General features: G+C 59.0%; 26 protein-coding genes and 1 pseudogene. 16 read left to right on the top strand and 11 right to left on the bottom strand.

Annotated features, from left to right (window positions below; translation table 11 throughout):
* Positions 1-27: 27 nt before the first annotated feature.
* A complete protein-coding gene (locus GVN17_RS16415; RefSeq protein ID WP_166596300.1) occupies positions 28-756 on the top strand; it encodes a nuclear transport factor 2 family protein in 729 nt (242 codons plus the stop codon).
* Between the two features lie 129 nt (positions 757-885).
* Positions 886-2,088, top strand: coding sequence for an amino acid ABC transporter substrate-binding protein (locus GVN17_RS16410; protein WP_166596299.1), 1,203 nt, complete (start codon positions 886-888; stop codon positions 2,086-2,088).
* On the opposite strand, the gene GVN17_RS16405 is transcribed toward GVN17_RS16410, so the two are convergent.
* Positions 2,045-3,037: a LysR family transcriptional regulator gene (locus GVN17_RS16405; RefSeq protein ID WP_306167757.1), complete on the bottom strand. Its 993-nt coding sequence runs from the start codon at positions 3,035-3,037 to the stop codon at positions 2,045-2,047. The two genes, GVN17_RS16410 and GVN17_RS16405, sit on opposite strands and share 44 nt — an antisense overlap.
* Before the next feature lie 282 nt (positions 3,038-3,319).
* Between GVN17_RS16405 and GVN17_RS16400 the strand changes: the two genes are divergently transcribed.
* Positions 3,320-4,216 carry a LysR family transcriptional regulator gene (locus GVN17_RS16400; protein WP_166596376.1) on the top strand — a complete coding sequence of 299 codons (897 nt, stop codon included), beginning with the start codon at positions 3,320-3,322 and terminating at the stop codon, positions 4,214-4,216.
* 118 nt (positions 4,217-4,334) lie between these two features.
* Here the strand turns inward: GVN17_RS16400 and GVN17_RS16395 are convergent, their stop codons facing one another.
* A complete protein-coding gene (locus tag GVN17_RS16395) occupies positions 4,335-5,231 on the bottom strand; it encodes a LysR family transcriptional regulator (protein ID WP_166596298.1) in 897 nt (298 codons plus the stop codon).
* Positions 5,232-5,383: 152 nt separating this feature from the next.
* Here GVN17_RS16395 and GVN17_RS16390 point away from each other — a divergent pair, with 152 nt between their 5' ends.
* Entirely contained in the window at positions 5,384-6,037 is a 654-nt protein-coding gene (locus GVN17_RS16390) for a hydrolase (RefSeq protein WP_166596297.1), read from the top strand.
* A 128-nt stretch (positions 6,038-6,165) separates the two neighbouring features.
* Here the strand turns inward: GVN17_RS16390 and GVN17_RS16385 are convergent, their stop codons facing one another.
* A complete protein-coding gene (locus GVN17_RS16385; protein ID WP_166596296.1) occupies positions 6,166-6,321 on the bottom strand; it encodes a hypothetical protein in 156 nt (51 codons plus the stop codon).
* Between the two features lie 141 nt (positions 6,322-6,462).
* Positions 6,463-7,290: a hypothetical protein gene (locus GVN17_RS16380; protein ID WP_166596295.1), complete on the bottom strand. Its 828-nt coding sequence runs from the start codon at positions 7,288-7,290 to the stop codon at positions 6,463-6,465.
* Between the two features lie 359 nt (positions 7,291-7,649).
* Here GVN17_RS16380 and GVN17_RS16375 point away from each other — a divergent pair, with 359 nt between their 5' ends.
* The 5 genes from GVN17_RS16375 (at position 7,650) to GVN17_RS16355 (ending at position 14,082) form a co-directional block, all read left to right on the top strand.
* Positions 7,650-8,285, top strand: coding sequence for a LysE family translocator (locus tag GVN17_RS16375; protein ID WP_166596294.1), 636 nt, complete (start codon positions 7,650-7,652; stop codon positions 8,283-8,285).
* Between the two features lie 39 nt (positions 8,286-8,324).
* The gene (locus GVN17_RS16370) at positions 8,325-9,248 is read left to right on the top strand and encodes a DNA-3-methyladenine glycosylase (protein WP_166596293.1); all 924 of its coding nucleotides are present in this window, start codon (positions 8,325-8,327) and stop codon (positions 9,246-9,248) included.
* Positions 9,249-9,348: 100 nt separating this feature from the next.
* Positions 9,349-11,820: a PAS domain-containing protein gene (locus tag GVN17_RS16365; protein WP_166596292.1), complete on the top strand. Its 2,472-nt coding sequence runs from the start codon at positions 9,349-9,351 to the stop codon at positions 11,818-11,820.
* Between the two features lie 126 nt (positions 11,821-11,946).
* A complete protein-coding gene (locus tag GVN17_RS16360; protein WP_166596291.1) occupies positions 11,947-13,179 on the top strand; it encodes an MFS transporter in 1,233 nt (410 codons plus the stop codon).
* Positions 13,180-13,239: 60 nt separating this feature from the next.
* The gene (locus GVN17_RS16355) at positions 13,240-14,082 is read left to right on the top strand and encodes a glycosyltransferase family 2 protein (RefSeq protein ID WP_166596290.1); all 843 of its coding nucleotides are present in this window, start codon (positions 13,240-13,242) and stop codon (positions 14,080-14,082) included.
* Here GVN17_RS16355 and GVN17_RS16350 read toward each other — a convergent pair.
* From GVN17_RS16350 to GVN17_RS16340, 3 genes are all read right to left on the bottom strand, one after another.
* Entirely contained in the window at positions 14,063-15,103 is a 1,041-nt protein-coding gene (locus tag GVN17_RS16350) for a hypothetical protein (protein ID WP_166596289.1), read from the bottom strand. The genes GVN17_RS16355 and GVN17_RS16350 overlap by 20 nt on opposite strands.
* Entirely contained in the window at positions 15,096-16,193 is a 1,098-nt protein-coding gene (locus GVN17_RS16345; RefSeq protein WP_256665249.1) for a glycosyltransferase family 4 protein, read from the bottom strand. The genes GVN17_RS16350 and GVN17_RS16345 overlap by 8 nt, the downstream gene beginning before the upstream one ends.
* A gap of 120 nt (positions 16,194-16,313) precedes the next feature.
* A complete protein-coding gene (locus GVN17_RS16340; RefSeq protein ID WP_166596288.1) occupies positions 16,314-16,844 on the bottom strand; it encodes a cytochrome b in 531 nt (176 codons plus the stop codon).
* 222 nt (positions 16,845-17,066) lie between these two features.
* Between GVN17_RS16340 and GVN17_RS16335 the strand changes: the two genes are divergently transcribed.
* The gene (locus tag GVN17_RS16335) at positions 17,067-17,207 is read left to right on the top strand and encodes a hypothetical protein (RefSeq protein WP_166596287.1); all 141 of its coding nucleotides are present in this window, start codon (positions 17,067-17,069) and stop codon (positions 17,205-17,207) included.
* A 105-nt stretch (positions 17,208-17,312) separates the two neighbouring features.
* Positions 17,313-17,612: an RcnB family protein gene (locus GVN17_RS16330; protein WP_166596286.1), complete on the top strand. Its 300-nt coding sequence runs from the start codon at positions 17,313-17,315 to the stop codon at positions 17,610-17,612.
* Between the two features lie 141 nt (positions 17,613-17,753).
* Here the strand turns inward: GVN17_RS16330 and GVN17_RS16325 are convergent, their stop codons facing one another.
* A complete protein-coding gene (locus GVN17_RS16325) occupies positions 17,754-17,930 on the bottom strand; it encodes a hypothetical protein (protein WP_166596285.1) in 177 nt (58 codons plus the stop codon).
* Positions 17,931-17,996: 66 nt separating this feature from the next.
* Complete coding sequence (locus GVN17_RS16320) at positions 17,997-18,899, bottom strand: manganese catalase family protein (RefSeq protein ID WP_166596284.1); 903 nt, start codon at positions 18,897-18,899, stop codon at positions 17,997-17,999.
* Positions 18,900-19,655: 756 nt separating this feature from the next.
* On the opposite strand from GVN17_RS16320, the gene GVN17_RS16310 reads away from it, so the two are divergent.
* The gene (locus GVN17_RS16310; RefSeq protein WP_166596374.1) at positions 19,656-20,171 is read left to right on the top strand and encodes a DUF4142 domain-containing protein; all 516 of its coding nucleotides are present in this window, start codon (positions 19,656-19,658) and stop codon (positions 20,169-20,171) included.
* A 181-nt stretch (positions 20,172-20,352) separates the two neighbouring features.
* Here the strand turns inward: GVN17_RS16310 and GVN17_RS16305 are convergent, their stop codons facing one another.
* Positions 20,353-21,006 (bottom strand): DUF72 domain-containing protein, encoded by a 654-nt coding sequence (locus tag GVN17_RS16305; RefSeq protein ID WP_306167758.1) that lies wholly within the window; start codon positions 21,004-21,006, stop codon positions 20,353-20,355.
* A gap of 419 nt (positions 21,007-21,425) precedes the next feature.
* Here GVN17_RS16305 and GVN17_RS16300 point away from each other — a divergent pair, with 419 nt between their 5' ends.
* Both GVN17_RS16300 and GVN17_RS16295 read left to right on the top strand, forming a co-directional pair.
* On the top strand, positions 21,426-22,658 hold the full coding sequence (locus tag GVN17_RS16300) for a zinc-dependent alcohol dehydrogenase (protein ID WP_166596283.1): 1,233 nt from the start codon (positions 21,426-21,428) through the stop codon (positions 22,656-22,658).
* Positions 22,659-22,677: 19 nt separating this feature from the next.
* Complete coding sequence (locus GVN17_RS16295) at positions 22,678-22,899, top strand: PLD nuclease N-terminal domain-containing protein (protein ID WP_166596282.1); 222 nt, start codon at positions 22,678-22,680, stop codon at positions 22,897-22,899.
* Between the two features lie 244 nt (positions 22,900-23,143).
* Here GVN17_RS16295 and GVN17_RS29710 read toward each other — a convergent pair.
* Positions 23,144-23,260 (bottom strand): annotated as a pseudogene (locus tag GVN17_RS29710) (termination factor Rho); the annotation flags it as partial.
* Between the two features lie 101 nt (positions 23,261-23,361).
* On the opposite strand from GVN17_RS29710, the gene GVN17_RS29705 reads away from it, so the two are divergent.
* Positions 23,362-23,676: a DUF6021 family protein gene (locus GVN17_RS29705; RefSeq protein WP_256665248.1), complete on the top strand. Its 315-nt coding sequence runs from the start codon at positions 23,362-23,364 to the stop codon at positions 23,674-23,676.
* 348 nt (positions 23,677-24,024) lie between these two features.
* Positions 24,025-24,573 (top strand): carboxymuconolactone decarboxylase family protein, encoded by a 549-nt coding sequence (locus GVN17_RS16290; RefSeq protein ID WP_166596281.1) that lies wholly within the window; start codon positions 24,025-24,027, stop codon positions 24,571-24,573.
* Positions 24,574-24,599 lie beyond the last annotated feature (26 nt).

The following is a 24,599-nucleotide window of genomic DNA, read 5'->3' as shown; positions in this document are numbered from 1 at the left end:
CCCCAATAAAAACGAGGAACCGCACACATGTCGATGGACAATTTTCCGATCGGGCTGCAGATGGATGTCTCCTATCCAGATTTCCAAGTCAGCCTGACTTTGCTTTCAAACACCCAGCTGAGCTTCGAAATCAAGGAAGGGCCTTTCGCAAAGATAGAGCGCGTCTCCATTCATGTCGTACCACTGGGCAACAGTATGTTCGCCGTGAGCTGGCAAGAAAAGGACGGCGCTACCGTCACGAACGTTCAGGACTACGATCGCGGCCAGGTTCACTCTCATGCCACGCTGGCAACCGGCACGTTTCTGCGGATGACCGGCAAAATGACTGTCACGCGCCCCGCCGACCGGTCCCTCGATAACCGGCCCACACGCAATAAAGCGTTGGTGCTCGAAGCCATGACCTCATTGTTCCAGCATCGTGACGCGTCGGCGGTCCGTCGGTTCTACTCGTCCCATTACATCCAGCACAACCCCACCATCCCTCAAGGTCGCGATGCGTTGGAAGGTCTCGTGAGCAACCTGTCGGACGCGGTTTATTACGAGCCGGGGCTGATGGTGGCGGAAGACAATATGGTGGCCATTCACGGGCGTATCCGTGGTTGGGCAGATGTTCCACAAGTGGTGGTCGATCTGTTCAGAATTGAGGACGGAAAGCTGGCCGAACATTGGGACGTCTTGCAAAACGACGCACCGGCAACGGCAAGGCTCAGCGATATCTCGATGTTCGACCCCCACGAAGCCACCCATCTGGTTTGAGCACAGTCGGGCATCGCGCTCGCCCCATAAAAAGTGAGAGGCGGTGTGGCGAGCGGCCGTAGCGCTGTCCGCGCCACACTTACGATCCTCTTCATTTCCCGATGCAGTACCTGAATCAAGGGACAGAACATGCCACTCAACACCTCAGCAGTTATCCCTCCAGCACTAATACGAATCGGCTACAGCCTGTCGCTGACAGGACCACTCGCGGGCAATAGCAAGTCGGCTCGACTCGCTCATGAGATTTGGCAAGAGGAAATCAATCAGCGCGGAGGGTTGCTTGGGCGTCTCGTCGAGCTCGTTTGCCATGACGACGAGGGGATTGCGTCGAACGTTCCTGATATCTATCAGCGGCTGGTCCATGAAGATAAGGTTGATCTGCTCCTCGGCGGCTACGGCACCAATACCCTATTAGCGGCCATGCCATTCATCATGGAACAGCAGCGCTTTTTCGTGGGGTTAATGGGCTTGGGCGTCAATGACACGCTTGCCTATCCGAATTACTTCGCGGTGATTCCCACAGGACCCGATCCGGGCGCGGCGCTCACCGAAGGTTTTTTTGAATTGGCAGCAGCCCAGACACCACGCCCCTTGAGTGTGGCGCTCGTTTCCGCCGACGCGGAGTTCTCCCGGAACCCTGTCGTCGGCGCCAAAGCGAACGCCGAGAAATACGGGTTTAAGGTCGTCCACGAAGCGACTTATTCGCTGGCGACCAAAGACTTCAAGACTGTTATTGATGCCGCGGCAGAAAGTCGCTGCGACGTGTTGTTCCTCTGCTCCTACCTCGATGACTCGATCGGGTTGGTGCGCGCCATCCACGCACACGCCTTTCGGCCGAAGATGGTCGGAGGCGCCATGATCGGCCCTCAGAATACGTCGGTGAAGACCACGCTAGGCCCCCTGCTCAATGGCTTCATCAATTACGAATATTGGCAGCCTGTCCCCGGGATGATGTACCCGGGTGTCTCGCAATTTCTTGATCGTTACCAGGCACGTGCAGCCAAGGCAGACACCGATCCTTTGGGGCACTACATGGCGCCGCTGGCCTATGCCCAGTTGCAGGTCGTGGCCCAGGCGATCGAGGCGACCGGCGGACTGGACGATGCACGACTCTCGGAGTACTCACGCAACGCAACGTTCCAGACCGTCATGGGGCCGGTCAGATTTGGGAAAAGTGGGGAGTGGGTGCAGCCTCGGGTGTTGCAAATCCAATTCCAGGGCATAACGGGTCATGGGGTTCATCAATTCCAGAATGGTTCGAGACAAGTGGTTGTGTCCCCCCACCGCCTTACGTCCGGGCCGCTGTGTTTCCCGTATGTAGAGAGTCTTTAGGGTACCGATCGACGGGGTGGGGAGCGGGAGGACGGAACACACTGCTGTCGCCCAAAAACTCACTGAAGCGCGACCGCAGCCAACGCTCCGCTGGATCATTGTCAGCTACGGCGCGCCACACCAGCGACAGATCGTAGGCGTCCAGTTCCAATGGCACAGGCTCTGCCCGCACCCCACAACAGGCAGACATGGCTTTAGCCACATAGTCCGGCACCACTGCGATCAGATCGCTGCCTGCCAACAACACGGCCAGCGCGCTGAACTGCGGTACACAAAGTACAACTGATCGGGCGCGAGATAGTTGTTTCAACGCGTGCTCAACATCGCTGATCAACATGTCCATGGAGGCAACTGTCGCATGGGGTCGATAGCAGAACTCATCGAGTTCCAGACACTTTGTTTTTGAGTCCGCTCTTAATACCATGCGCGTGATCGAACGTAAAAACTTACGTTTAGACGTCGCGGGTAAATCACAGGTATGGCTGATACCGACTGATATTGCACCGCTCACCAGCAAGCTCGAAATCCGAGTGCAGTCCGTATGATGAATGACCAGTTTTACAGTCGGCGCCTCCCTCCTTAATGTTCGCAGGAACGCCGGGAAGAGCCCATATTCGACATCGTCAGACATTCCAATATGAAACGTCCTCGTACTCTCTGCAGGATTGAAATCGGACACTTGACTGAGTGTGAGGGCAATCGTGTCGAGCATCGGCGTGAACCGCTCAAACAGATCCAGCGCCCGCGCAGTGGGCTCCATGTGGCGTCCATTCCGGATAAACAAAGGGTCTGCAAACATCGCGCGCAGACGCCCCAATGCATTACTCACGGCAGGCTGGCCGAGAAATAGTTTCTGCCCGACACGGCTGACGCTACGTTCAAGCATCATGGCTTCAAAGATCACCAGAAGGTTCATATCAGCCCGGCGCAGGTCATTTCGACTCAGCATTACACTCTCTCGAACAGTAAACGGGAAACTGTCTGAAGCGCTTATTTCTGACAGTAAGAACACTTATTGGCGTATCTGGACATTAATGAGGCTAGACCTTAACTGTATTGTCCCTCATGATCCTTGCCATCGGGCCGTTAGTTAAGTTGGCTGAACCCCTTGGTCTTTGCGGCATACTTCATGGGCAGTGAGGATGCGAAAGAACAGCATTCTGCTGTTCTTCATCTTGAAGCGGTAGCACCGTTTCGAGGATTTCTGTGTCGCAAAACCGGGAACGATGAAGTGGACATTGAAGCACTAGTGACATTTGTGGAAGTGGCTGATGCAGGCGGCGTCTCACCCGCAGCACTCCGCCTGGGACTGTCTAAATCAATCGTCAGCCGTCGGTTGATTCGACTGGAAACTGAACTGGGTATCCAACTCCTTTCTCGCTCAACCCGGGGAGCGTCGCTTACGGAAGCGGGAACGACCTTCCGGGACTACGCAGCCAGAGCCTGCGCCGAGATCGAGACGGCCAAAGACATGATCTTGCCCACAGGAGAGCTGCGTGGCCGTCTTCGCATTGCCGCGCCGCTTTCCTTCGGGCCCACACACCTCGCACCGGTGTTCGCCGAACTGGGAAGGCGCCATCCACGCCTGCACATTCAAAGCTGTTACAGCGACCGGTTGGTCGACATTATTTCGGGGGGATATGACTGTGCCATCCGGCTCGGATACCTTCAGGATTCCAGCCTGATTGCAAGGCGGGTAGGCCCGATCCAAGGGAAGTTGGTCGCCAGCCCTGAGTACGTCGAAGCCCATGGAGCGCCTGAAGACCCTGCGGACATCCAGGCGCATGAGGCCCTTTTGCAGGGGACCGAGTCCTGGCAATTCATGGATGCCGAGAGAATCGTGACGGTCCGCCCCCAAGGGAAATTCAAGGCAGACAACGGCATGGCGCTGGTGGCTGCCGCGTTGGCGGGGCTGGGCATTGCGATGGTGCCTGAGGGTTTGATCGAAGAGCATGTCGCCGCAGGAGCGTTGGTGCCCATCATGCAGCGCTACCCCGTCCGCGAAGCAGGCATCTTCGTGGTCCGGCCACCCGGCCAGCCCCCCACGCGAAAGATGCGGGTGCTCACCGAAATGCTGATCGAATGCTTCAGTGAACGGAGGAAAATCGGAAACCCAAGGCCGACCTGAAATGTGGCAAGCCAGGTTGAGTTTTAAAGGCGCCTTGTGTCTGGCATGGCCTCTTGGGGCCATGTCATGACAGAAGGGCCGCACCTGCACCCCGTCGCGTGCGGCTCACGCCAAAACATCAGGGCACCACAGTGCCCGCGAAGTGCGGCGACGTGCCGAAGTATTCGATCAGCAACTCGGTAAGAATGCGGATTTTCTGCGCAGGGTGCTGACCCGGTGGACGGACCATGTACGCGCCCGCTGGCGGAGGCGGGAAACGGGTCATGATCGGCACCAATGCGCCGGACATCACGCTGTCATAGGTCAGGCAATCGGGCAGGTAGGCGATCCCCACGCCTGCGACCGCCGCCGCCACCAGCGCCACACCGTTGTCCGCCTTGAACCGTCCTTGCGGGCGAACCGTGACGACTTTATCGCCGTCCATGAAGTGCCAGGTTTCAGTGCCGGTCATCAGGGCCTGGTGATTGATGAGTTGGTCTGGCGTTTCGGGAGCGCCGTGGGCCTGGACGTAACCCGGACTCGCCAGCAGCTTGGCGTTGATCGGGCCGATGCCCCGGGCGATCAAGCTGGAATCCGGCAGGTAGCCGACGCGGATCGCGCAGTCGTAGCCCTCGGCGATGAGGTCGACGAACCGGTCGCTGTAGCAGGTCTGGATATGCAGCTGCGGGTGGCGCCGCGCCATTTCCGCCAGCACCGGCGCGAAGTGAGTAGGACCGAACGACAACGGCGCCGCCACGCGCAACCGGCCGCGCAGGCTGCCCGCGGGCAGGATCGCCTCTCGGGCCACATCCATTTCAGCGCACACCCGCGCAGCGTGTTCACGAAAGGTGGCCCCCGCTTCGGTGAGCACGGCGCCTCGGGTGGAGCGCGTCAGCAATTGCACGCCCAGCTCCGTTTCAAGCCGCATCAGCCGACGACTGACGATGGACTTGGAGACGCCCAGACGACTCGCGGCCGGTGAAACGCCTCCGGCATCAGCGATTTCCACAAAGGTTTGAAGCTCTTCGATGTCCACTTCCGCGTTCCTCTTTCTGCGACACAGCAAATCACCAGACGCGACTACCGGTTCAGGTATTGGAACAGCACAGTACAGTCCCCTGAACAGCGTCGCCACAAGCACGCGTTGACGGGGGATTGATCCCGCTTATAAAGACAAAGGATGCTGCAATGACTTTTCGTAACGGTCTCGCTTCACTTCTCCGTCCGGAAGATTCGGTACTGGTGCTGATCGACCATCAGCCGTACCAACTTACCAATCTCAACAGCCACGAGCCGCAAATGGTGGTCAATAACGCGACAGCACTCGCGAAAGCCGCCAAAGCCTTCGATGTGCCGACCATTCTGACCAGCGTCATCGCTGAGCGTGGCGGCTACATCTTCCCGCAAATCACCGACGTGTTCCCCGGCCAGGAAGTCATCGACCGGACCTTCATCAACACGTGGGAAGACCCGAAAGTGGTGGACGCGGTCAAAGCCACTGGCCGCAAGCAATTGATCATCGCGGGGCTGTGGACTGAAATCTGCGTGGCCATGCCGGTGATTCAGGCGCTCGGCGAAGGCTGGGACGTGACGGTGGTCACGGACGCGTCAGGCGCTGTTTCCGTCGAGGCGCATCAGGTTGCCATTCAACGCATGATCGCGGCGGGCGCGAACATGATGACGTGGCTGGCGGTGGCAGCGGAGTGGCAAAGGGATTGGGCCCGGCTTGAAACCGCCGCAGCCCTGACGGGTGTGCTGCAGCAACACGCGGCGGGCAGCGGCATCGCGTACTTGTGGGAGCAGCAATTGCTCAACACCCCCGTCCCGACTTCCGCCGGCTAAATCGATCCGGGATGAAGGGCGAGGGGACGAAAGCCTGGCCAACGGGTTTTCGTGACCAAACCTTCATCCCTTCTCTGAGACGTCTGATCGGCAGGCTGTCATCGCGACGAAGCGATCTGATGCCTTGATCAGTAAACCGGTATGACGTGAGGCGCTTCGATTCTGGCCTTGAGCCGGTCAACGAACGATTGCGCCTCCTCCATGCTGCGGAACTTCACGGCGTAATCGTTGAGCATCACCAGCCAGTCCGGACCACACACAGCCTTTTTGATCGCAATAACCATGCACAGATCTCCTCTAGGTCGTTCATCAGCCCTCGAAGAAAACCGGACAACGCAACGAAGGTCAGTAAGGGGGCAGCTGAGTATGGATGCTCTGTTTCGTTGCGCCAGTGAAGGTTGGGTAAATTCGACAGATGACCGGGCTTAACGAGACCGGCGGGTTGTCAGGTCGATGCGCATGTCGCGCTCCAGTCTGGCGCTTCCGGGGGCATGGGTGATCCGCACATGAAGCGCGTCGGGTTCGACCGTTTCTATGACACCGCCCAGGATGCCCTCGCCGAACCCGATCGGATCGCCAGCTTTCACCGTCTCGAAAACCGAGGACGACGTGCAACCAATTGTGGCGGGCGTCTTGATGCTCCCTGATCGGTCCACCACCGCAGGCCGTCCACTGTGAAGGTCCCGGGTCAGCGTTAGCAGGTCGCCTTCCCTCAGTTTGATGCGCTGTCTGGACTTGCGAGTGACATCCGTAACGCGCACCGATTTCTTGCGGCCGTCACGTTTCTTCAGGTTCAGCGTCACGCCGGGCACCACGTAGGCGGTTTTTTCCAGCGCCGCCCAGCAGCCGGTCTCGGTCACTTCGGTAATGCGCATCCGCCGCTTTGACTCCCGCGCATCGCTGAACCCAATGACGTCGCCCGCCACCAGTTTCGACAGCCATTTGCGGGGCAGCTGGATCGCCTTGATCCCGGCAATGACCGCGTGTTCACCGGCGTGCAGCCACACCCGAGCGGGCATGACCACACGGCCAAACACATCCCGCGTCGGCCGAATGCGCAGAACAGCGGGCGGCGGATCAATCGCGCCGGTTCGCAACATCGGGCCTGGCAGGTCCACAACCACGGTTCCATGCTTGATCATCCGAGGGCCGCGCTCAGGGAGCTGTCCCTTGAACAGAGGCTGAAACTGATCATGCGATGAGTGCTCACGCCTGTCGTCGAAAGTGAAGTCGGCAGACTGAATGGCGGTCATGGTTGGGTGGTCATCTGTTGAGGCGCAGAAAACGCAGTGCGAGAAATACGGCAAACGGCAGGAGGGATGGCTGATTTATCCACGTTTTTGTCTCAGCACGATGGGAGCGTCCACCGTAATCGGCGCAGGTGACAATTTTCTTACCAGTGCCCGAATGGGCGGTCGATAGCTCGCCGATTTAGACCAATGGCGGCCTCTCCTTCAAGCACGGCACGCACCGGCCTCGGAATACAGACCGACGCATGGCCTCCTCACATCTGTATCTGTTCGCACCCACCCGCCTCGGGCACTCTAGAAGCCGTCGCTTTTGTTTGCCCGATACTCACAGCCCGAGCCGCCCCTTACGTGAAGGAGTACGCATGTCACCCGACGTTCATCACTTCCTGCTGGTGTTCACCGCCTACATCGTCGGCGCCGCCAGCCCCGGACCGAGCAACATGCGCATCATGGGTGTCGCCATGCACCAAGGCAGGCGATCAGCACTGGCGCTCGCGGCTGGCGTGATCAGCGGGTCGTTTTTCTGGGGAACGATGGCGGCCACCGGGATTTCCGCCTTGCTGACCCAATACGCTCAAGCGCTCGTGCTCCTCAAGGTGGCAGGTGGGGCTTACCTGCTGTTTCTGGCGATCAAGGCGGCTCGATCCGCGCTGACCTCCGATGAGCGTATCGCCCGGGTAGCAACAGCGACCCCTTCCCTTTCCGCGTCGAAGCTTTACCAGCGCGGACTGCTCATGCACATCACCAACCCGAAAGCGCTGCTGGGCTGGGTGGCGACGATGACACTGGGGTTGGGTCCAGACGCATCGTCGACAACAGTCGCCATTATCCTCGCCGGTTGCGCGGTGCTGAGCGTCACCATTTTCTGCGGCTATGCCATCGCGTTTTCCACCGGCCCCATGGTGCGCGGCTATCGCAAGGCTCGCCGATGGATCGAAGGTACACTCGCCTTTGTGTATGGCGCGGCGGGGATGAAACTGCTGTGTTCTCGCGTTTGAGGTCGTGCACTCCGACCTGTTCCCCCACAAGAGCATGTGATGAAGATCGTCGTTGGCACCCCTACTGATGAGCTTGAGCTCGCCTTCATACCGCCCTTCGACTGGACGCGGATGCTTCGCTTTTTTTCCGGTCGAGCCACAGGCGGCGTGGAAACCGTTCAGGACGACATTTATTACCGGACCCTCGACATTGCCGGGGATACCGGCCTGCTGAGCGTGCGTCGCGACCCGCGCCGCAACGTGCTGATCGTACGCATCGACGGCGAAGCCAGCCGCCACTTGGGCACGCTGACGCCACGCCTCTCCCGTCTGTTCGACTTGCACGCAGAGCCGGACGCCATCCGCGGGGGCTTGAGCCAGGACCCGTGGCTCGCCACGCTGCTTGACGCTGCGCCGGGCTTGCGAGTGCCGGGCGCCTGGTCCGGATTCGAATTGGTAGTGCGCACCATCGTCGGCCAGCAGGTGAGCGTGAAGGCCGCGACAACCATTGTCGGACGACTGGTCGAGCGAGCCGGAACCACCGCAAGCGCGCCCGTTCACCCTCATACGCCTTGGCATTTCCCCACTCCGCGTGCGCTGGCCGAGGTGAATATGGACAAGATCGGCATGCCCACCAAGCGAGTGGCAACGCTGCAGAACTTCGCCCGGGTGGTGGCCGACGGCGAACTCGACATCGACAACGACGAACCGGATGTCGAGACGCTGCGCAAACGCCTGCTCGACTTGCCGGGCATTGGGCCCTGGACGGTCGAGTACGTTGCCATGCGCGCCTGGCGGGATGCAGACGCATGGCCAGCGACTGACCTGGTATTGATGCAAGCCATCACTCGCCGACTGCCGGAGTTGATCCGTAAATCCGATCAACTGAAACACTCCCACGGTTGGCGTCCCTGGCGGGCTTACGTGGCCATGCACGTGTGGAATGAAATCGCCGATCAGGCAGGCATGGCCAAGGGTGGCTAAGCAACCCTTAGGAAGGACAGCACTGCAGCCCTCAGTGACGTAGAATCTTCCCGGACATCTGATATCCAAGACGTTAACCCCACGCCGCGAGCGCTAGACCGTGTCTGACCAACCTGACCCAAAGCCCTCCATCGACCTGAGCCTTCAGGGAGGCACTTACTCGCCTTTTGCGCTGATCGAGCGTGAGCGCAAGGTCTTGGGCCAGATCGCGTCAGGTATCCCGCTCGCCGACGTGCTGAGCAACCTCCTGCTGGCGGTTGAGTCACAGAGCACCGGCATGATGGCATCAGTGCTGTTTCTCAGTGAAGATGGCCAGTACATGCTGCACGGCGCGGCGCCAAGCCTGCCGACCACGTACAACGAAGCGATTCACGGCATTGCCATCGGCGAAGGGATCGGTTCCTGCGGGACTGCCGCAGCACGGGGCACGCCGGTGTATGTCGATGACATCGCCACCAGCCCCCTGTGGGAAGGCTACGCCGACATCGCGGTCTCCCACGGTTTGCGGGCCTGCTGGTCAATGCCCATCAAAGCGGCAGACGGCGTCGTGTTGGGTACGTTTGCGGTCTATTACGCCGAGCCGCGCTCACCGACCCCTAGCGACATCGCGGCCATTTCGGTCATCGCCCAAACGGCGGCGCTGGCCATCGAGCGGCATCGCGCGGATCAACGACTGCGGCTCAGCCAGGACGAACTGCGTGACCTTAATTCCCAGTTGGAAACCAAGGTCAACGAGCGCGTTACCGAACGCAGCCGCACCTGGCTGCTCAGCCCTGACCTGCTGTCCGTGATCAACGCACAGGGCATGATCGAGGCGTCGAACCCCGCGTGGACCATTGCGCTGGGGTGGTCGCCTGAAGAGCTGAAGACGGCTTTTCTGTCCTTCGTGCACCCGGACGATCTCGGCGCCAGCCAAGCGGTTTTTACGCAAGCGATCAAAGGCCGTCCTGTCTCACGCTTTCAAAACCGCTATCGGCACCGCGACGGCAGTTACCGTTGGGTGGCGTGGGTCGCCGTGCTGGAAGACGGGAAAATCTATTGCAGCGGGCGCGACATCACGACAGAAAAGGACCAGGCCGCCAACCTCGCGATGCGGACTCGGGAACGCGACCGGGCGTGGGGATTGTCACAAGAATTGCTGGTCATCGCGTCGCCCAACGGCACGCTCGACGAGGTCAACGCACGCTGGACCGAACAACTCGGCTGGTCAGAGCGGGAGCTGGTCGGCACCACGTTCTCCGACTACACCCACCCCGAAGATCTCCTGGCGGCGTTTGCGGCGTTCACCGGGATTTTCGACAAGCCGCTGATCACGCCGTACGAATTCCGATTGCGACACAAGGACGGCACCTACAAGTGGTTCAGTTGGACAGGGACCTTTCAGGACGGTCGCGTTTACGCGGCTGGCCGACATGTGACCACCGAAAAAGAACAGGCAGAAGCGCTGCGCCAGTCGCAGAAAATGGAAGCCGTTGGGCAGCTGACAGGCGGCGTGGCCCATGACTTCAATAACCTGCTGACGGTCATCCGCTCGTCCACTGACCTGCTCATGCGACCGTCGCTTACCGATGAACGAAGAGTGCGCTACGTGACGGCCATTTCGGAAACCGTCGACCGTGCAGCGAAACTGACTGGGCAACTCCTCGCGTTCGCACGTCGGCAGGCGCTCCAGCCCGAAGTGTTCAGTGCGTGTGACAACGTCCGGGCGATCTCGGCCATGATGGACACGCTCACGGGCTCTCGCATCGAGACGCTCATCGAACTCACCGATGCGCCTTGTTTCGTGGATGCCGACCCCAGCCAATTCGACACCGCGCTGGTCAACATGGTCGCCAACGCACGGGATGCCATGCAGGGTGAAGGCAAGCTCTCCATCGCCGTGCGCGCCGTTGAATCCATGCCTGCCATCCGGCTCCACCCCGCGTCCAACCAGCCTTTCGTCGCCGTGTCCATCACCGACAACGGCTCCGGCATCCCCGCGACTCAGCTGGAACAGATCTTCGAGCCGTTCTACACCACCAAAGGCGTGGGTGAAGGCACGGGGTTGGGACTCAGTCAGGTGTTCGGGTTCGCCAAACAGTCCGGCGGCGAAATCGCAGTCGTCAGCGAACTGGGCAAAGGCACGACGTTCACCCTCTACCTGCCCCGCGTCGACGCGCAGGATCGAAACGCCGAGCAAGAGCTGCCCCATGCGGCACTCGAAGACGGGCACGGCACTCGCGTTCTCGTGGTGGAGGACAACGTCGATGTCGGCACCTTTGCGGTCCAGGCCTTGTCGGAGCTGGGCTACGTCCCGACGCTGGCTCGCAGTGCTCATGAGGCGCTGACGGCATTGCAGGCGGCTCCCGATGCGTTCGATGTCGTGTTTTCTGATGTCGTGATGCCGGGGATGACCGGCATGGAACTGGCCCATCAACTGCGGGAGCAATTCCCGGATGTTCCCGTTGTACTGACTTCCGGCTATAGCCACGTCCTGGCGCAGAACGGGTCGGCGGGTTTTGAACTGCTGCACAAACCGTACTCCATCGATCAGCTGTCCCGCGTGCTCTTGAAGGTGTCGGCCAGAAGCTGAGCAGCGCGCAGACTGAAGAACGTTGGGCTCGACGTCGCCAAGCGCGCCAGCAAGGGTGTTTTGTTGGGCGCTTTTCTACCATGATGGGGCACGTTGCTCTCCCCCATTCCCGTGCCAGGCCCATCGATGACCTCCACAACTCCCGTCTTGACCCCGTTCAGCCGTTATCAAAAATTCGTGGTTGGCCTGCTGGCGACTCTGCAGTTCGCCGTCATCATCGACTTCATGCTCATGGCTCCGCTGGGGGCGATGATTTTGCCCGCACTGAGCATGTCCGCTCGCCAGTTCGGCATGGTGGTCAGCGCCTACGCGTTCAGCGCCGGGCTGGCCGGTCTGGTCACCGCAGGCTTCGCTGACCGCTTCGATCGCAAGAAACTCCTGCTGTTCTTCTACGCCGGATTCGTCATCGGCACGCTCTGGTGCGGCTTGGCCGCCAGCTTCGAAACCCTGCTGCTGGCACGCATCGTCACGGGCATCTTCGCCGGGGTGATCGGCTCGACCGTGTTGGCGATTGCTGCCGATCTGTTTCCCCCCGAATCCCGTGGCCGGGTGATGGGAGTGCTGCAAACCGCGTTCGCCGCCAGCCAGGTCCTCGGTCTGCCGGTTGGCCTGTACCTCGCCAACCACTGGGGCTGGCACGCACCCTTCCTGCTGTTGGCCGCGATGGGCGCGGCCGGTGGCGTGGTGATTCAACTGGCGATGCGCCCCGTGACCGACCACCTCGCGATCCGCCAGGAACACACCGCCTTTCGTCACCTGTTCAACACCTTGGCCGCGCCCAAGCATTGGGCAGCCTTCGCGGCCACCGCCCTGCTGACCACCGGCGGCTACATGTTGATGCCATTCAGCAGCGCCTTCACGGTCAACAATCTGGGCATCGACATCGCCAGCTTACCCTTCGTGTATCTGTTCACGGGCTTGAGCACCATCGTCACCGGTCCCTTGATCGGTCGCGCCGCCGATGGCTTCGGCAAGTTACGCGTGTTCTACGTCGGCAGCGCACTGACCATCATCATGGTGACGATCTACACGCACCTCTCCAACGTGCCATTGCCGGGGGTGATCGTGGTCAACACCGTGCTGTTCGTGGGTATTTTTTCGAGGCTGATTCCCTTCCAGGCCATGGTCGCTGGCGTGCCCGATCCCTCTCATCGCGGCGCGTTCAACGCCGTGAGCGCTGCTATTCAACAACTGTCGGGAGGCTTTGCCTCGATGCTCGCCGGACACATCGTTCTGATTGACAGCGACGGCAAATTGCAGCATTTCGACTGGGTCGGCTACATCCTTTCAACGACCACGATCGTGGCCGCGTACCTTGTCTGGCGGGTGCAGCGGGATTTGTCGACACGCAACGCGTGAGGATGACTGAACTGCGCGGGTGAGCGGCGATCAGTATCGTGTCGATCCTGAGAGGTGCGCATGAACGTAATCACGCTGGTGCACGGCCGAAGCACCCATCTGGCCAATCTGATCGAGGGTCTGGAATCGTCCAGCCTCGTCCCGGATGGCCTGTGGATCGTGCACATGAACGAGCCGCTCGGTGCATTCATCAGTCACCGGTTTCCGATCCACACGTTGCAGGTGAATGAACCCGGCGGCCTACCATTGGCCAAGGCGCGCAACAGCGTGATGGCCATTGACCCGGCAGCGTCATGGGTCTTTCTCGACGTGGACTGCATTCCCGCACACGACCTGCTAGCTCAGTACCAGGATGGGCTGGAGCGCGCCCCCGAGGCGCTGCACATGGGCCAGGTGCGCTACCTGCCCGAGGGCGCCAATCGCTCCGGTTGGGATGAAGCGGCGCTTTACGAGCGAGGCGTCGAACACCCGCTGGCGCAGTTTCGTGAGGGGCCAGGCAGCGACCTTCCCTATCACTTGTTCTGGTCGCTGAATTTCGCCTGCCACGGCAGCACGTTCGGGCGCATTGGCGGCTTCGATGAGGGCTACACGGGATACGGCGGCGAAGATACCGACTTCGCGTTCCGGGCGCGCCAGGAGGGGGTTAGCTTGCTCGACAATGGGGCGATGGCGTTCCATCAATACCACCCCACGTACGACCCGCCGTTGAATCACTTCAAGGATATCGTCGCCAATGCGCGGCGCTTCTACAGCCGCTGGGGTGTCTGGCCCATGGAGGGCTGGTTGCGCGCATTTCAGGATCAAGGCCTGCTGCGCTGGGACGATGAACGCGTTGAGATCATTCAGATGCCCTCCGCTGAGCAGGTGGCTCAGGCCCTGAACCCTAAACGCCTCGGCTTCTGATCACCCGTTCCAGTGTGCCCTCAATGAAACGGGCGGCACGTGCCGCAGCGTCTGCATCGGCCCAATCGCGCCAGCGTTCTGGATCAAGCTTGAGCGCTTCATTCAACATGTCGGGCCAATCCGTTGCGGGCGGCCATCCCTGTTCCAGCCCAATTGCCACATTCAATTCATTGAGGCGCCGGGCCTGATGCCGTTGCTCGTCAAACGGACGGTCTTCGGCCACTGCGATGTAACGGCAGCCGAGGGACGCCGCTTCGCCCACCAGACTATCGCTGGCGCTGCCGATCACGATTTCAGCGCTGCGCATTTCCTCCAGCGGATCAGGCACGGGTCCGAGCCAATGCAGGTTCGGGAGCGGCATGCCAGGCTTCAGACCGCCCGCGACCCGAAACGCTCGCTCGGGACATTGCCGCGCCACGGCCTCGATCAGCGGCGCCGACAAACCGGTGCCGCCGTGTCCGGTGATGATCAGCACCTGGCCGCGTTTTATAGCGGTGGGAAGCTCGCCCGCAAATCGCGAAAGCCAGCCGCTGTAGGTGGTTTTCTCGCGCACCCAATGTGGCGTATCGAGCGCTTCCATCTCTGCGGGATAAGGTGCCAACAATGCGCTCGCGCTTTCATAGGCCAAGCGGTGGGCGGCGTCTTCGCGAGCGCCGTGCTGTCGCACATAAACGACCGGAACCGCACACAGTCGTGCGAACACAGCGATTTCCACCGATACATCGACAACCAGCACGCAGGGCCAATGCGCCGCGAACCACTGGGCGAGCATCGCCATGCGCTCACGCACACCGTCCACCACCAGCGGCGCGTAATGCAGGACATCGAAACGCTCGACCGTCATGCCTTCCGCCGTGTCGCCTGGCAGGTCCAACCGCTGCACGCCAGCGGGCAACTCGACAGGCAATTGTGAGCCGATCAACGTCACCGGCACGTTCAGCGCCTCTGCGATGCGCGCCGCCCGCACGCCATGACCCGCGCCATGATGGTGGACGTAATAGCCGATTTGGGATTCAGGCATGGTGCGCGGCCATTTCCGTGAGTAAGGCTTCGTAGCGGTCCAGCATCAGGTCGTGATTCCACAAGGCCTCAGCCCGTGTCCGGCAGGCTGATCGCGATTTGCCGCGAGCGACCACCATGGCGTCGGCCAGCGCGGCCACGTCATTGGGCGGCACCAGACAGCCCACTTCGTCGCTGATCAAATCAGCCATCGCGCCACGATTGAACGCAGCGACCGGCGTCCCGCAAGCCAGCGCCTCAGCGACCACCAGCCCGAACGGCTCGTCCCAGCACGGTGTCACCAGCGCCACCGCAGCGCTCGCCAGTTCGAGCGCCAGTTCAGTGCGCTGCAAGTGGCCCAGGTACTCGACGCCCGGCCCCAAGCGGGGCTCGATCTGCTCCTTGAAATAACGCTCGTCCACTCGCTGCCCCGCCAGTCGCAAAGGGATGCCGGCTTTACGCGCCGCATCAATGGCCAAATGCGCGCCTTTGTCAGGCACCAATCGACCCGACCACAGCGCGTGCTCGCCCACCACGCCCGCAGGCCGCCAGTGTTGCAAATCGATGCCGTTGGGGATCAGCGCGCACTGCGAGACCACATCACGCCAGCTGCGCGCATTCGCGGCCGACATCGTGCTGAAACGACCGGTCTGACGATCACCACTCAATGCATTGATCATTTCGAAAAACGGCGGCGTGTGAAGGACCGTCAGCATCGGCGTGCGAATCACCGACGCCATGGTCACCGGCACGTAATGCAGGCTGTTGTTGAAGATCACGTCGAAGCCGTAATCGTCGATCTTTTGCATCACCTTCAGGTAGGCATGATGCTCGGCGACGTAGGCGCTGCTCAGGCTGGGATGGCGGCACTGCTCCTCATCCGTAACGGCCACTGCCTCCAGCTCAGGCGCACTGCCGCCTTTGGCGAACAGGGTTACGGCGTGGCCCCGTGCACGCAAACCGAGGGTCACGTCGTGGGTGAACGCCTCCAGCCCGCCCGCAAAAGGCTGGCGTATGGGAAATTTGATGTGGGTGAGAATGCCGATGCGCAGAGGCCGATGCCCGCCTGCGGAGGGTACAAGGGGAATCTTTGCCTGATCACTGCGCCACATGCCACGCCTCCTGATGATTATTGATTCAGGCGACGCAGAACCGGATTGGTTCCACGGGAATGCTGCCCGGGATCAGTGCAAGAGCCGCACCCCCCGCAGCCCCGGCTAAAACGTTGAGCATCAGGGGCGACGCTGAGGTGGCAGCATCCGGTCCAGAAGACCATCCCGGCGCACCGCGACATGCCAGACCGTCCCTGCCACGTGCAGGATAATCAGCCCATAGACCGCGAACTGACACCACACATGCACCGTGTCGCCGAACTTGCCCAGCGGCTCGTTATGGGCAAAACCGGGCAGCGAAAGGATTCGGAAAAACGGCACATCCTGCCCGTTGCCCGCCATCAGATAACCCGTGACCGGCATGACCAATAACACGACGTACAGCAAACCGTGGGTGAGCCCCGCGAGCATCCGGGTGACGCGTTGGATGTCATCTGGATAAGCGGGCGCGCGATGTCGCCAACGCCAGGTCAGGCGAATCAACACCATGAGAAACACGCTGATGCCCATCGACTCATGGGCCATGTACCAGAACACCCGCACCGGCCCCGGCGGAAAATTCTCCGCGACCCAGACAAATGGCAGCAGGAAACATAAGGCCGCAACAGTCAGCCAGTGCAGGGCCTGAGCGACACCGGTGTATCGGTCCATGAGAGGTCTCGTCATGCGGAGTGGTAGAAGCGCCTAGGTTAGCTCACTGCCACTTTTTACCCGACAAAAACAACCCGAGAATTCACACTTTCGTGGCGATCCGGTGATCTTTTGCTCGGAACGATACCGCGCTGGGTCGATCAACTTTATTGACTGACTGAACACCAGGACTTCCTGACTACGTTCGAGCATTCCTGCATCCGATCAGGTGGAGCACACCTCATGCAAACCATGGATGACTTTAAAAATTCCAGAGCTGCGGCCAGCTTTATTTCCCGCCCGAGACTGATGTTGGGAATGGTGATTTTCTGCGTCGGCGTGACCCTGTTGATGGTCGAGGCCGCCTCAACTCTGTACCGCTAACCCCTGCTGTGTCCTGTCGCTCACTTTCAATGTGGGGGCAGAACACTCAGCGCTTACCTCTTCAGAATGTACCCATCTAAGATACACCCACCAAAGGAATCACTTATGCCGTCCAAACGACCCATCGCTGCTTTGGCTCTCACCCTGTTTTGCGCAGTTTCGAGCGTTTCTTACGCGGATGATGATCCTAGCGTTACGCTGAATCGTCCTGGAACCGGGGACAGGGAATACAAAGTTGGCGATCCCGTGCCCGATGAGTACCAGCGTGAAAGTATGGAGGTCAAAGACTGGAAAAGCCGGCACCTGAAAGCGCCATCCGAACACGAGCAATGGGTGCAGATCAAAGGCAAATATGCGTTGATCAGTGTCCCTACGGGCACCATCAAGGAGATGGTGGACAAATGACGAGATGGCACGCAAGCACGCGTTTCCAACGCGTCTTAGTGTGGCGACTGAGCTGAGTGGGCGGACTTGCAGCGTTTTACAACGAGGCTCGCTCAGCAAAAAAAGCCCGTGCATGACACGGGCAAAAACGCTTGGCTCAGGCTACGACCGGCCAAGCAATCCTCGTTTGAAGCGGTGAACAAATAAAGCGGTGTGCAAGCCACGCACACTGGCGTTGGCCTGAGATTCAAAACTGCGGGCGCAGCGACCCAACTCGCTGGATATGAGCGCTTCGACACCTTGAGCTTTGATGGATGAACTTCCAGATTCAATGGCCATGATTTTTCCCGATCGAAGCAGTCAAGAGGCCGGCAGCAACCACTGCTGCTGCCGTCTTTTCAGCGCTTATAGCGCTGGATCGATATCTTTCTCAGATCCCTGACCCAAGCCAGAACCCAGATCTGCACCTGTTACAGGGTCAGACGCGAGATTGGACTTGGTACGCTCCTTGAGCATGGTCAGGGTCACCGAATCATCTTCACTGAGCTCAACCGTCGCCGTGCCATCCCCACCATCGACCGCTGGATGGGGGTTCTCGACATACTCGAATTCCGCATCGCTGTTCCAGGGCCCGCGCACATTCGGCTCGCCGTTGGACATGCTGAAGTAGGTGCGGCTGAATTCAGGCATGCCGGGGAGCTTGCCCTGCGGAAAGTTCGGCTGAATCGAATGCAGCGCTTTTTCAAACGACAGCTGGTGGGCGATTTCCCGCGTCATCAAAAAGCCCAGCGCTTCTTTGATGCCCGGATCGGTGGTGACGTTGATCAATCGTTCATAGACGATCTTCGCCCGCGCCTCGGCTGCGATGTTGGAGCGAAAGTCTGCGGTGGGTTCACCGATGGTATCGATGTACGCCGCTGTCCAGGGCACCCCTGCGGAGTTCACCAGCGGCGCGCCTCCACCGTACAGCAGGCTGGTGATGTGCGAGTCGTTGCCAGCACCATTGATGTCTCGGTAGAGCTCACCCTCAGCCTGGACACCCTCGGCCAGCTTGCCTTTGCCGCCCTTGTTCAGCATCACGATAATGGAGCCGATGATTTCCAGGTGACTGAGCTCTTCAGTGGCGATGTCCAGCAACAGATCCTTACGGCCTGGATCTTCTTCCGCCAACGCTTGTGTGAAATATCGCGCCGCAGCGGCCAATTCGCCCTGAGCGCCGCCAAATTGCTCCAGCAGCAGGTTGGCCAAACCAGGGTTAGGTTCAGCAACACGTACCGTATATTGAAGTCGTTTGTTATGTAAGAACATGGTATTTCTCCCATCCATAGCTTTTTAGCGAAAAAGATCTCTCGATTCAAAATCGCTCACGGTTTTTTTGTACATCTACATCGGGCAACGCTTACAACGCATAACGAGGACTCGCATCCCAATTAGCAATCCATCGAAATAACAGTATCTATCGACCAGCGGCGGTAGACTCTGCACCTCACTATTAATATCCATCCAAACGGACCGCTATTCACTTAATCACTGTCAATCTGATTGGATAGTTCAGTAAGTTGCAAAGTGCTCAGTTGTGGGTGGGACGGTAATTAAGATCATTTTTTGTCAGGGTGGCGGCTTGATTCCGGCCCCTCTCAGCCATGGCCGAAAGCTCTTCTTCGGCTGCTTTTGTTCCGCCAGCGTCTCGGCTAAAAGGCTCGCCGCCTCAGTCATTCAGGAGTGCTCTGCCATGTCGATCGCCGTAGCCTGGTGATCTGCATTTCCGCGCCAAAGACGTCGGAAAGTTCATGAATAAACAGATCATCCACAATGGTTCCAGCCATGACTAAGTCCTCTTACTGAATGTCGTTGTGAAAAGGAGCCGCGATGAATCCTGCGCCCTGTTAATTAATCGACCCAGCACAAACGACGGACGTTCTGGAAACTAAAGGTGTTACCGACCAGTGGTTAAAAGTGCCCTATAAACTCACCATTGAGGAAATAGGGTGAACGTTCGTGATGGCCATCACTCACAAGCGCGTGGGCGCTCATGCCCATCATGGAATGGTGAGGAAAATAAAAATGGCGAACATACTGAATACTTGCGCACTGACTCTGCTGATCGGATTAGGCACGCAAGGCGCCTTCGCGGCGCAGGACAACGATGATTTTGTGGAAGATGCTTCCGCCAAAGGCGTGGCCGAGGTGGAGGCTGGCAAGCTGGCACAGGAGAAAGGAAGCGCTGCGGATGTAAAAAGCTTTGCGGACATGATGGTCAAAGACCATACCGCCGCGAACGCCAAGCTCAAGTCCATTGCTGACAAGAAAAACCTTGAGGTCTCTGACAGTGCCGAGCTGGTCGACAAAGCAAAGGCGATGATCCTGGAACTGCGTAGCGCCAAGTCGTTCGATCAGGCTTATGCCAATAACCAGGTCAAGGCCCACGAAGCGACGATTGCCCTGTTCGAAGAAGAATCTTCCAACGGCAAGGATGCAGATCTGAAAGCCTTCGCTACTGAAACCCTACCAAAGTTGAAAGCCCATCTGGAGCATGCCAAGGCCTTGGCAAAAGCTCATGGTGGTGATACCGCGAACTGAGACCCGATGCGCCGCCCTCTCAAGCACGGCGCATTTACTCAACGTAGAAAAGTGATTTTGCCATGCTCCCGTCTTGGATCGACTTGGTTAGTCAGGTCACCAAGGGAGGAGCGTCGATGCGCTACCTCGGCACCTGAGGCTCAACCATCATGGTGAATGCTCGCGACAACCTTTGCGGTTCTTACTCATTGCGACCACCGATCTTCAGCAACCGCTGCATGAGCAGCGCGTTGCCAAGTGCGGCATCGCGAGCAGTATTGTCGAAAATACACCAGGTCGGCACGTCCTCCGCCATTGCCTCAATCCTCTTCGCAAGATGTTCAAGCCAAGCCGTCTCATAAGCGCTGTAGTAAATTCTAGGTGCCCCGTGCAGGCGCCAATAGCGAACTCCCGGCCAGCCACCAGGCTGCGCACCATTACTCAACCTGGCAGGATCAGCCGCCACCTGTCCTATGTGTTGCTCGACCAGTAACTGATGGGCGTTCACCCAGGACTCATGACGCGGCTCGATCACGACATACCCGGAAAAGCGAGCTCTCAGCGATTCGAAGAAGCGGCCTGCGACTCGGGCGTCGAATGAGAGCGAAGGTGGGAGCTGGATCAGCAGGCAGCCGAGCGCGCTACCCAGTGCAGCGATCTCCAACAAGAATTTATCAAGCAGCTCCGAGCAGTCCACGAGCCGGTTCTCATGGCTGATCGACTTAGGGATTTTCACTGAGAAGCGGAAATCGCTGCCTACGGATGCTGCCCACTTCGCGTAGGTTGCAGGCCTGTGTGGGCGGTAGAAGGAGCTGTTGATTTCTGCAGCGCCCAGCCGTAATGCATAACGCTCCAGATGCGTACCTTCGCCTTCAAACTCAGGGGCGAATTCCCGTGCCAGCTTCCAGCCAGCGCACCCTACGTAAATGTCTGCGGTTTTCAGAACAGTACCTGTCGCGTGTCACGCATAGATATCTCAACGGCGGTGGGGCCAATGACCGCGAATTCGTTGAGCCTGGACTCAAAACTCAGATCGGTCTTTGCCGGCCTCAAGAACCTTGCGTGCTCGTCCTTTGAGGCCCACCAAATCCTTGACCGACCTTCGGCTGAGCTGTTCTCGTTATATTCATTTGAACCGACGAACAGTCTTGAACGAAGGGTTTCATAGCCAGCTCATTTTTTCTCGCAAGGTCTCGGTTATCCGAAAGTACGAACTTAACCGACGCTTTATAGCTCCGCTCTTTAGAGGCCACACTAAACAGCGGAGAAAACACAATGCGAGCTCTCACCTATCACGGTGCCCATGACGTCAAGGTAGACACTGTCCCCGACCCGATCATCGAGGCGCCAGATGACATCATCTTGCGGGTCACCGCCACGGCGATCTGCGGTTCCGACCTGCACCTGTATCGCGGCAAGATACCGACCGTGGAGCACGGCGATATCTTCGGCCATGAATTCATGGGCATCGTCGAAGAGACAGGCTCAGGCGTGACTGCCGTCCAACCGGGGGATCGCGTTGTAATCCCGTTTGTTATTGCCTGCGGAGACTGCTTCTTCTGCCAGCTGGATCTGTTCGCGGCCTGTGAAACGACTAATACCGGTCGTGGTGCGATCATGAACAAGAAAGCGATCCCACCGGGCGCGGCGCTGTTTGGTTTCAGCCATATGTATGGAGGGATTCCCGGTGGCCAGGCGGAGTACGTACGCGTGCCGAAAGCCAACACCGGGCCGTTCAAGGTTCCGGGCACATTGGCGGATGAGAAGGTTCTGTTCCTCTCGGACATCCTGCCCACTGCGTATCAGGCGGTCACCAACACCGGCATCGGCCAAGGCTCCAGCATCGCCATCTATGGCGCTGGCCCGGTCGGGCTCCTTTGCGCAGCGGTTGCCCGCATGCTCGGCGCCGAGCGCATCTTCATGGTCGACCACCACCCCTACCGGCTCGCTTACGCGCAGCAGACTTACAACGTCATCCCGGTCAATTTCGATGAAGACGACGACCCGGCTGACACGATCATCCGGCAAACCCCAGGCATGCGCGGAGTCGATGGCGTGGTCGACGCCGTCGGCTTTGAAGCCAAGGGCAGCACCACTGAAACCATCCTCGCCACCCTCAAACTCGAAGGCAGCAGCGGTAAAGCGCTACGCCAATGTATCGCGGCAGTACGGCGTGGGGGCACCGTCAGCGTGCCGGGCGTCTACTCCGGCTTCATTCACGGGTTCCTGTTTGGGGATGCGTTCGATAAGGGGCTGACATTCAAAATGGGGCAGACCCATGTTCAGCGCTTTCTGCCAGAGCTGCTTGAGCATATCGAACTGGGACATATCGCGCCTGAGGCGATCATCACTCACCGAATGTCATTGGAGCAGGCCGCTGAAGGCTACAAGATTTTCGACAAGAAGCAGGAAGATTGCCGCAAGGTCATTCTGACGCCTGGCGGAAACGACATCGTGGTACCGGAACTTGAAACCGCTACTCCATCAACAACTGTTCCCGCCGTCTGATCGGCATCGGAGGTGTGATATGGAACCAACATTACTGTGGGTCGCCATGGGCGTGATCGTGTTACTGGTTGACCTCTGGGCAATCGCAAGCGTCTGGCGTACGACCAAATCGTCGAGCACAAAACTGGGCTGGGCGGTCGTGATCGTCGCACTACCGGTGATTGGGTTGGCGATATGGGGCATTGCGGGTCCACGAGGCGTCGCGCAGCCTCCGACCTCCAAAGAACACAGCAAGGGGTGATTCGCTATGGCGTCCGCTGAGGATCAATCTCAGCGGACAGCCCTACTGACTTGAATCAGGTTCAGCATGGATATCAAGCCTTGTCTTCCTTGGAAATGCACGGGACCCAATTTTTGTCACCGATGCTGTTCGTGTGGATACAGAACCTGGTGAGGGCTATTACCCGTCTCATCCAACAATGTCTGGCCCCATAGCGAGGCGGGCCTGTGGCCACCTCGTTAGAACGCTTGCGCCGACCAGAGCGTCATTTTTTCCGGAGCGCCTGGATTAACTCGGCTTTGGTCATTTTCGAGCGCCCAGACACATTGCGAGATCGCGCCTCTGTCATGAGGCTCGCTTTACTATGACTTTCCAGCGATGACACCCATCGAGCCCCGCTCGTCGCTACCAGAGCACTTCTGCCACGCACTCCCCCTCTGAACGCTATACGCGGATGAACTGCGTTTAGAACGGAGAATTGCCATGTCAGTTGATAACAACGGGCCAGCCGCTGCGTATCCCGGCCCAGATGAAAAAGCGCCTGATACCGGGGAAGGTCATGACTCAGGCCTGGAAAAAACCACTTCAGAGCCGAAGCAGGGTTCGCAGGAACGGCCAGCGGACTGGAATCCCCCACCGGGAAATCCCGGCTCAGATCAGGATGCCCAGACTCATCGTGGGAACGGTGGTGCGACGGACGCACAGGATCTGGGCTTCGACCCCGACTCACCTGACGTGTCCGACCCCCAGATTGATCCGCCACACCCCGCGCTTACGAGTAACGACCCTGCTCCATGACCCTGTGAATGCCCTCAAGGCTGATGGGCCATTTCTCAATCGACCATCAGCCCTTCAGTTCGAGCCAGCTTTTCCATCAGGGCAAATTTTCTGGTGGTCTGAAACCGGGTCCATCTAATCAGGTCAGGCTTTGCGCCATTCCACGTTTGTGATGCCCTGTTTCTCTGCTGCCGGACCCGGGCAAAGGCCCCTTATGCGCAGAAGCAATGCGCTCGTCCGATACGACCGCCATTACGTATCCACTCGCCATTTAATAACCACTGGGATAGCCTGTGACGCATCGCTCAAGCCTGGTGCAGCAATGCCGTGGTGGCAGGAGCTAAGCCTCCAATAGCAGCAAGGTTATTCATGCCATTCTCGACATTAAAAATACCGCACGAGTTTTCAGCGGAATCCGAGAAAGTTTTCGGGGAGTTCCAGCGTGGCATGGGCTTTCCAATGACGCCCAACTTCATGAAGATGCACGGGCACTCGCTGGCGGCGGCGAAGGGAACATGGGGCTTACTGCAAGGCGCGATGCTAAGCGGAAACCTGCCACGTGCGCTCAAAGAGATGCTTGTCGCGGCGGTCTCACATGACCGCAAGTGCATGTACTGCGAAGCTGCGCATCTGGCGTGTTGCAGAAGCCTTGGAATCGACACCGCCACCCTTCAGGCCTTGGTCGAAAATATCGAGGACCTTACGCCGGAAAAGGTGCGGGACATCATCCTTTTTGCGGTGAAGTGTGCACGCAACCCACAAGGCATGACACAGGAGGATTATTCATCCCTGCACAGTCATGGCCTGAACGACGAAGACATCATGGAATTGATTTCAGTCATCGGCTTGGCCGTGTATTTGAACATCGTTGCGGACGCCACCGGTGTGGCACCCGACGACATGTTTTTCCAAATCTGATATGGAGATCAGGGAAGCCCTCACAC

This window comes from Pseudomonas sp. SLFW, assembly GCF_009905615.1.
GTDB classification, from domain to species: Bacteria; Pseudomonadota; Gammaproteobacteria; order Pseudomonadales; family Pseudomonadaceae; genus Aquipseudomonas; species Aquipseudomonas bambusae.
This window is presented reverse-complemented; position numbering and strand designations above follow the sequence as displayed.

Excerpts from the sequence above, each read along its gene's own strand:
- GVN17_RS16415 (WP_166596300.1), top strand. The coding sequence starts at position 28 with ATGTCGATGGACAATTTTCCGATCGGGCTGCAGATGGATGTCTCCTAT.
- GVN17_RS16410 (WP_166596299.1), top strand. The coding sequence starts at position 886 with ATGCCACTCAACACCTCAGCAGTTATCCCTCCAGCACTAATACGAATC.
- GVN17_RS16405 (WP_306167757.1), bottom strand. The coding sequence starts at position 3,037 with ATGCTGAGTCGAAATGACCTGCGCCGGGCTGATATGAACCTTCTGGTG.
- GVN17_RS16390 (WP_166596297.1), top strand. The coding sequence starts at position 5,384 with ATGACTTTTCGTAACGGTCTCGCTTCACTTCTCCGTCCGGAAGATTCG.
- GVN17_RS16385 (WP_166596296.1), bottom strand. The coding sequence starts at position 6,321 with ATGGTTATTGCGATCAAAAAGGCTGTGTGTGGTCCGGACTGGCTGGTG.
- GVN17_RS16380 (WP_166596295.1), bottom strand. The coding sequence starts at position 7,290 with ATGACCGCCATTCAGTCTGCCGACTTCACTTTCGACGACAGGCGTGAG.
- GVN17_RS16375 (WP_166596294.1), top strand. The coding sequence starts at position 7,650 with ATGTCACCCGACGTTCATCACTTCCTGCTGGTGTTCACCGCCTACATC.
- GVN17_RS16370 (WP_166596293.1), top strand. The coding sequence starts at position 8,325 with ATGAAGATCGTCGTTGGCACCCCTACTGATGAGCTTGAGCTCGCCTTC.
- GVN17_RS16360 (WP_166596291.1), top strand. The coding sequence starts at position 11,947 with ATGACCTCCACAACTCCCGTCTTGACCCCGTTCAGCCGTTATCAAAAA.
- GVN17_RS16355 (WP_166596290.1), top strand. The coding sequence starts at position 13,240 with ATGAACGTAATCACGCTGGTGCACGGCCGAAGCACCCATCTGGCCAAT.
- GVN17_RS16350 (WP_166596289.1), bottom strand. The coding sequence starts at position 15,103 with ATGCCTGAATCCCAAATCGGCTATTACGTCCACCATCATGGCGCGGGT.
- GVN17_RS16345 (WP_256665249.1), bottom strand. The coding sequence starts at position 16,193 with ATGTGGCGCAGTGATCAGGCAAAGATTCCCCTTGTACCCTCCGCAGGC.
- GVN17_RS16340 (WP_166596288.1), bottom strand. The coding sequence starts at position 16,844 with ATGGACCGATACACCGGTGTCGCTCAGGCCCTGCACTGGCTGACTGTT.
- GVN17_RS16335 (WP_166596287.1), top strand. The coding sequence starts at position 17,067 with ATGCAAACCATGGATGACTTTAAAAATTCCAGAGCTGCGGCCAGCTTT.
- GVN17_RS16330 (WP_166596286.1), top strand. The coding sequence starts at position 17,313 with ATGCCGTCCAAACGACCCATCGCTGCTTTGGCTCTCACCCTGTTTTGC.
- GVN17_RS16325 (WP_166596285.1), bottom strand. The coding sequence starts at position 17,930 with ATGGCCATTGAATCTGGAAGTTCATCCATCAAAGCTCAAGGTGTCGAA.
- GVN17_RS16320 (WP_166596284.1), bottom strand. The coding sequence starts at position 18,899 with ATGTTCTTACATAACAAACGACTTCAATATACGGTACGTGTTGCTGAA.
- GVN17_RS16310 (WP_166596374.1), top strand. The coding sequence starts at position 19,656 with ATGGCGAACATACTGAATACTTGCGCACTGACTCTGCTGATCGGATTA.
- GVN17_RS16300 (WP_166596283.1), top strand. The coding sequence starts at position 21,426 with ATGCGAGCTCTCACCTATCACGGTGCCCATGACGTCAAGGTAGACACT.
- GVN17_RS16295 (WP_166596282.1), top strand. The coding sequence starts at position 22,678 with ATGGAACCAACATTACTGTGGGTCGCCATGGGCGTGATCGTGTTACTG.
- GVN17_RS29705 (WP_256665248.1), top strand. The coding sequence starts at position 23,362 with ATGTCAGTTGATAACAACGGGCCAGCCGCTGCGTATCCCGGCCCAGAT.
- GVN17_RS16290 (WP_166596281.1), top strand. The coding sequence starts at position 24,025 with ATGCCATTCTCGACATTAAAAATACCGCACGAGTTTTCAGCGGAATCC.